This is a genomic window from Cyanobium sp. Lug-B, assembly GCF_024345635.1.
Lineage (GTDB): Bacteria > Cyanobacteriota > Cyanobacteriia > PCC-6307 > Cyanobiaceae > Cyanobium > Cyanobium minutissimum.
Genome location: NZ_JAGQBM010000106.1, coordinates 1 through 5763, shown reverse-complemented (window position 1 = coordinate 5763; position 5763 = coordinate 1). Strand labels below are relative to the sequence as shown.

5 protein-coding genes and 2 pseudogenes are annotated in these 5763 nt (G+C 71.4%); 2 read left to right on the top strand and 5 right to left on the bottom strand.

The genetic code is table 11. The annotated features are described in order from the left end of the window. Positions 1-128 precede the first annotated feature (128 nt). From mtnC to KBY81_RS16185, 4 genes and pseudogenes are all read right to left on the bottom strand, one after another. Entirely contained in the window at positions 129-896 is a 768-nt protein-coding gene (gene mtnC, locus KBY81_RS16780) for an acireductone synthase (protein ID WP_396103891.1), read from the bottom strand. Between the two features lie 39 nt (positions 897-935). Further along, positions 936-1523 (bottom strand): annotated as a pseudogene (gene mtnB / locus KBY81_RS16775) (methylthioribulose 1-phosphate dehydratase); the annotation flags it as partial. A gap of 65 nt (positions 1524-1588) precedes the next feature. Beyond that, entirely contained in the window at positions 1589-2437 is an 849-nt protein-coding gene (locus KBY81_RS16190) for a DNA-formamidopyrimidine glycosylase (RefSeq protein WP_254977059.1), read from the bottom strand. A 43-nt stretch (positions 2438-2480) separates the two neighbouring features. Continuing rightward, the gene (locus KBY81_RS16185; protein WP_106220233.1) at positions 2481-2690 is read right to left on the bottom strand and encodes a photosystem I reaction center subunit IV; all 210 of its coding nucleotides are present in this window, start codon (positions 2688-2690) and stop codon (positions 2481-2483) included. Between the two features lie 140 nt (positions 2691-2830). Between KBY81_RS16185 and KBY81_RS16180 the strand changes: the two genes are divergently transcribed. Next, the gene (locus KBY81_RS16180; protein ID WP_254977057.1) at positions 2831-3862 is read left to right on the top strand and encodes a hypothetical protein; all 1032 of its coding nucleotides are present in this window, start codon (positions 2831-2833) and stop codon (positions 3860-3862) included. Positions 3863-3922: 60 nt separating this feature from the next. Then, on the top strand, positions 3923-5419 hold the full coding sequence (locus tag KBY81_RS16175) for an ATP-dependent DNA helicase RecQ (protein ID WP_106220234.1): 1497 nt from the start codon (positions 3923-3925) through the stop codon (positions 5417-5419). A gap of 22 nt (positions 5420-5441) precedes the next feature. Here the strand turns inward: KBY81_RS16175 and KBY81_RS16170 are convergent. Continuing rightward, positions 5442-5763, bottom strand: a pseudogene (locus KBY81_RS16170) (peptidoglycan-binding protein); the annotation flags it as partial.

The following is a 5763-nucleotide window of genomic DNA, read 5'->3' as shown; positions in this document are numbered from 1 at the left end:
TTCTGTTGGCCAGCACATCGGACAGCGCAGCGGACAGCCCAGGGCAGCGGGCGGCTGAGGGGGCCGGCGGCAACGGCCAGGCCAGGCTCCTGAACAGGCACAGCGCTGGGCAGGCCAGGATGCGGGATTCAGATGTCGATCTGAGCCAGGCTGGTGATCGCCTCGAAGGGCCCTGCCTCCTGCTCCGGGTTGTCCTGGCGCAGGCTGAAGCGTGTCGCCATCCCGGCGGTCCGGGCGGCTTCCAGCTCGGCCCTGACATCACTCACAAAGAGAATCGCCCCGGGCTCGAGATCCATCGCGGCAGCGATGGCCCGGTAGCTGGCGGCCTCGCCCTTGGCACCGGTGCTCGTGTCGAACCAGTGGCTGAACAGGGGGCTCAGGTCACCGACGTTGCTGTGGCGGTACAGGAGCTGCTGGGCCTTCACCGATCCCGAGGAGTAGACGGCCAGCTCCAGCCCAGCCGCTCGCCAGGCCCGCAGTGCCGGGGCCACATCCTCGAACAGGGGGCAGCGCAGTTCGCCGCCTGCATATCCCCGGTCCCAGATCAGACCCTGCAGCTCCTTCAGGGCCGGCAGCTTGCGGTCCTCATCGATCAGGCCCTGAAGGAACCGAACCCTCCTGTGATGGAGATCTGAGTTGCCGGAGCTGCCGCCGTTCCCCGCATCATCGGGGGTGGCCGTAGCGCCTTCACTGCTGCCGTCTCCAGCGGCTGCCATGGCCGCGTCGATCGCCTTGATCAGTGGAGCCAGGGCCGGCTTGTCGGCCTCCTCCCGCAGAAAGCCATCCAGCCGTTCACGGGCGTAGGGAAAGAGCACCTGACTCACGAAGGGCACCGGGCAGGTGGTCCCTTCGATGTCAAGCAGCACGGCTCGAATGCCGCCGGGTCTGGCCGGCAGCTGGCCCAGGGCCTCGAGCAGCAGGCGTCGCCAGCGCTGCTCCAGCAGCCACTCGAGGATGTCCAGGTGTCGCCGGGCTTCGGTGAGGTCGCCCCCCCAGGCGTAGAGACCATGGCCGCCGATCAGCAGGCCGTGGGGCGCGTCTGCCAGCAACGGGCCGGCGGTGGCACTGAGCTGGGCCAGGTCCTGGTCGTTGGCCAGCACCGGCAGCAGCACCCGGCGGCGATGGCTGTCGATGCCCGCCAGGCCCTTGAGCATTTCCAGACCCTGCAGCGGCAGGGCCCCCGCGTCCCTCCCCTCCGACAGACACCAGTCGGACAGCAGCGTGGCGGCGTGGGAGTGGGTGTGCAGCACGGCGCCGGCGCCGGTGCGCGCCACGATCTCCAGGTGCAGCAGGGTCTCGGCACTGGCCCGACCCTCCCCCGCCACGACCTGAGCGTTGGCGTCCACCTGGATCAGGGACTCCGGCGCGACCGTGCCCTTGTCGACGCCGCTGGGGGCCATCAGCAGAACCAGCGGGTCACGCGAGAGAACGCAGCTGAAGTTGCCGCCGGTGCCGTCGCACCAGCCGCGGGCATGGATGGCCGCCATGGTCTGGCTGAGTTGGACGGCGAGGGCGCTGGTCACGCGGTATCTGGCAACGAGGGGAAAGGCTTGCGACCGAAAGGGGCGGCGGGGTCGGGGCCCCCTGGTCAGCTCTGGCAGCTGGGGCACCAGTGACTGCTGCGCCCCCCCAGCTTCTCGCGCAGGATCACCGTCCCGCAACGGCGGCAGGGGGATCCGCCGCGGCGATACACCCAGGCCTGGCCGCCGTAGTTGCCGTTGGTGCCGTGCAGATCACGGAAATCACTGAAGGTGGTGCCACCGGCGCCGATGCTGGTCTCCAGCACCTCCACCAGGGCCAGCCGCAGCCGCTCCAGACGGCCCAGTGGCAGCCGGCCGCTGGGGGTCTGGGGCAGGATCCCGGCCGCGAACAGAGATTCGTCGGCGTAGATGTTGCCCACCCCCGCCACCAGCGATTGATCGAGCAGGGCATTCTTGATCGGCCGGCGTGAGCCCTTGAGCCGCTGCCGCAGGTAGGCGCCGCTGAACTCCGCCGCGAAGGGCTCGGGTCCCAGACGCCGCAGGCCGCCCATCACCTCCTCGTCGGCGACCCCGGGGGGCACCCACCACATCTGGCCGAAGCTGCGGGTGTCGACGAAGCGCAGTTCCTCTCCGGCCCCGCTCCAGACCCGCACCCGGGTGTGGGGGCAGGGGGGACGGTCCTCGGCCAGCCAGAGAAACTGGCCGGTCATGCGCAGGTGTACGCCCCAGCGACCCGCAGGGCAGCCGTCCGGGCCTTCGAGATCGGCCAGGAGGTACTTGCCGCGGCGGTGCCACCGGCCCACGCGAAGACCCCGAAGGGCCCTGCAGAAATCGGCAGGGTCTTCGGGGCTGGCGATGGCGCGGGTGCGGAGCACCTCGACGCGGTCGATGACGAGACCGGAGGTCTGATGCTCAAGCCCCCGGCGTACGGTTTCGACCTCCGGGAGCTCGGGCATGCCCGGGATCGTAGGGCTGGGCAAGCAGGGCCTGGCTCGAAGCTCAGGCTTTGACCAATTCGCTCTCGGCGAAGTTGTTGGTGTTGATGCCGCCGTCGGAACCGCTGTAGCCGTTGTAGTTCACCTTTTCGAAGCGAACCACGACCGGGTAGCGGATGCCGGAGGTGTCAATCGAGGCCACCGTGCCCACTTCGTTGAACCAGTAGGACTCGGGACGCTTGATCCGTACTTTGTCGCCGCGGGAGATGGCCATCGCTGGGCTGGAAGGTCGGGTGGTCTGCGCAGCGACACTACCGGCGATCAGGGGCCCTTGCCCGGGCGATGTCACGGTTCGTTGCCGGCCCCGTGGCAGCATCCCCGCACCCACCGCCGGCCCCGCCGATGGTCCCGTCCATGGCCCTGCCCGAGGCCCCCCAGCTGCGTCTGGATCTGCCCGATCCGGAGAGCGACACCCTCAGCACGATGGAGTTTCTGGCCCGCCTGGAGGAGGCCTGGGCCGTCTGCGATCGTTTCGATCTGCAGACCGAAATCTGGCGGGGGCGGATCCTGCGTTCGGTGCGGGACCGGGAACGCCGGGGCGGCGAGGGGCGCGGCACCGGCTTCCTGCAGTGGCTGCGGGAGCGGGAGATCAGCAAGACCCGGGCCTATACCCTGATCCAGCTGGCGGAGTCGGCCGATGGCCTGGTGGGCGAAGGCCTGCTGGAGGAGGCCAGCGTCAACAACTTCTCCAAGCGGGCCTTCCTGGAGACGGCCCAGGCGGACCCGGAGGTCCAGCTGATGATCAGCGAGGCGGCCAACGAGGGCCAACAGATCACCCGCAAGCAGGTGCGCCGGCTCACCGATGAGTTCACCGCCGCCACCAGCCCCCTGCTGCCGGAGGAGATCCGCCAGCGCACCGCCGACAACCTGCTGCCCCCCCGGGCCGTGGCTCCCCTGGTGCGGGAACTGGCCAAGCTGCCCGAGGAGCAGCAGGACGACCTGCGACGCGTGCTGCGGGACGAACCGGAGCTGGAGCGGGTCAAGGATGTGACCCTCACGGCCCGGTGGCTCAGCAAGGCGGCCGAGGCGGGCCTGGCGGTGCGAGCCTTCCAGCAGGGGAACCTCGACCTGGAGAAGGCCCTGCAGGAGGCCCAGCGCCTTGATGCCCTGGGCCTCCTGGCCGATGCGGTCGGCCAGGCCCAGGCCCTGGAGAGCGCCGTGCTCAAGCTGCACACCAGCTGGCGCCGGCTGGGGGGCCTGCAGGAGCGGCTCTGGGTGGAGAGCGGCAGCAGCACGCCCCATCTGCGGGAGCTGCTCACCGTGCTGCAGAGCCTGAGCGGCACGACGATGCGGGTGTCCCTGGGGGAACTGGCCGGAGGCAAACGGGTGCGCCTGCAACTGGTGGAGGAGTCCCCCGACCAGCTGGAGCCGCCCCCGCTGCACTGACGAGGCGCCCCCCACATCTGGTGGGAGCTAGGGTCTGCAGGTACCAGGGGTGGAGTGAGCTTGGGGGCCGATCCCCTCACCGAGAGCCTGCAGCGCCATTTCGGCTGGGAGAGTTTCCGGCCCGGTCAGCGCCCGGTGGTGGAGGCCCTGCTGGCCGGCCGTGACTGCCTGGCGGTGCTGCCCACCGGTGCCGGCAAGTCGCTCTGCTTCCAGCTCCCCGCCCTGGTGCGGGACGGCCTGGTGGTGGTGATCTCGCCCCTGGTGGCCCTGATGCAGGACCAGGTGAGCCAGCTGCAGGCCCGCGGCATCCCGGCGGCCTGTCTGCACCGGGGGCTGGATCCGGGACAGAGGCGCCAGCTGCAGCAGCGCCTGGCGGCGAACCGGCTGCGCCTGCTTTACCTGGCCCCGGAGCGAGCCCAGGCGGAGGCCACCCGCCAGCTGCTTGACGAGGCCCTCGAGACCGGCCGGCTGGTGGCCCTGGCGGTGGATGAGGCCCATTGCATCAGCGCCTGGGGCCACGACTTCCGCCCCGACTACCGGCGCCTGGGCCAGCTGCGGTCCCTCTGTCCGGGGGTGCCGCTGGTGGCCCTCAGTGCCACCGCCGCCCCCCAGGTGCGGGCCGACATCATCCGCCTGCTGCAGCTGCGGCGCCCCCTGGTCCAGGTGCGATCAGCCCGCCGCGGCAACCTCGCCTACACCATGCGGCGACGCCCCGCCGATCCCCTGACGGAGGTGGTCGCGGCGATCGGCGAGTCCCGCGGGGCGGTGCTGATCTATGCCCGCACGCGGCGCTCGGTGGAGCAGTGGGCCGCGCGGCTGACGGCGGCGGGTGTGGAGGCGATCGCCTACCACGCCGGCATGGACCCCGAGAGCCGCCAGCTGGCCCTGCGCCATTTCCAGGAGCATCCCACGCCGGTGCTGGTGGCCACCGTCGCCTTCGGCATGGGAGTGGATCGGCCCGACGTGGGGCTGGTGCTGCACCTCGACCTGCCGGCCAGCGCCGAGGGCTACCTGCAGGAATCCGGCCGGGCCGGCCGCGACGGGCTGCCCGCCCGTTGCCTGGTGCTCTTCGATCCGGCCGACCGCACCAGCCTGGGCTGGGCCATGCGCTCCGCCGGCCAGCAGCTGCCCCCCGACCAGCGGCTGCTGGAGCGCCACCGGCTCGAGCTGGCCCAGCAGCAGCTGCGGCGCATCGAGGCGGTGGCCGAAGGGGAGGGCTGCCGGGAGCAGGCCCTGCTCCTGGCGGTGGGGGAGATCTCCCCGCCCTGCGGCCGCTGCGACAACTGCCTCTCGGCACCGTCCCGCAACGACTGGGCACCGCAGGCGGCCGTGCTGCTCTCCGCCCTGGAGGACCGCAGCGGCCGCGATCTGCGCAGCCTGGCGGAGGACCTGGCCGGTGCCCACGGAGAGGCCGAGCCCTCCTGGGCCTGGCTCGCCCGCCGGCTGGTGCAGGAAGAACTGATCAGCGAGAGCGATGACGGGGCCCAGCGCCTTTACCTGCGCCCCGTGGGCCGGAGCTACCTGCGGGATCCCTGGCCCCTGCGCTGGTCGGCCTGAAGCGTCGGCACCTGGCCGCCGCTCAGCTGCCGCGGGCCTTGCAGAGGTCGGAGACCAGCTGCTGCTCGAAATCGGCCTGGGGGTCGTCCCAGCTCTTCCACTGGCCGGCCTGGCTGGTGGCGTTGAGCTTGCGGGCGCTGCAGTTGACGGCCAGGTAGAGGGATTCCCCCTGGGAATTGAGGGTGGGGGCCACCATGCTGCCGCCCATGGGCTGCCAGTTGGCCCAGTCCACCTGCAGGGGGCCGTAATTGCGCCAGTCCGGCTTGCCGGGGCTCGCCGTGGCCGTGCTGGCGGGCCGGGGGGCGGCGGCCACCGTGGCCGGCTGCGGGCGGGGCGTCGCTGCG

Bases quoted from the DNA above. Each gene is read 5' to 3' on its own strand.
- KBY81_RS16180 (WP_254977057.1), top strand. From the start codon at position 2,831: ATGGCCCTGCCCGAGGCCCCCCAGCTGCGTCTGGATCTGCCCGATCCG.
- KBY81_RS16185 (WP_106220233.1), bottom strand. From the start codon at position 2,690: ATGGCCATCTCCCGCGGCGACAAAGTACGGATCAAGCGTCCCGAGTCC.
- KBY81_RS16190 (WP_254977059.1), bottom strand. From the start codon at position 2,437: ATGCCCGAGCTCCCGGAGGTCGAAACCGTACGCCGGGGGCTTGAGCAT.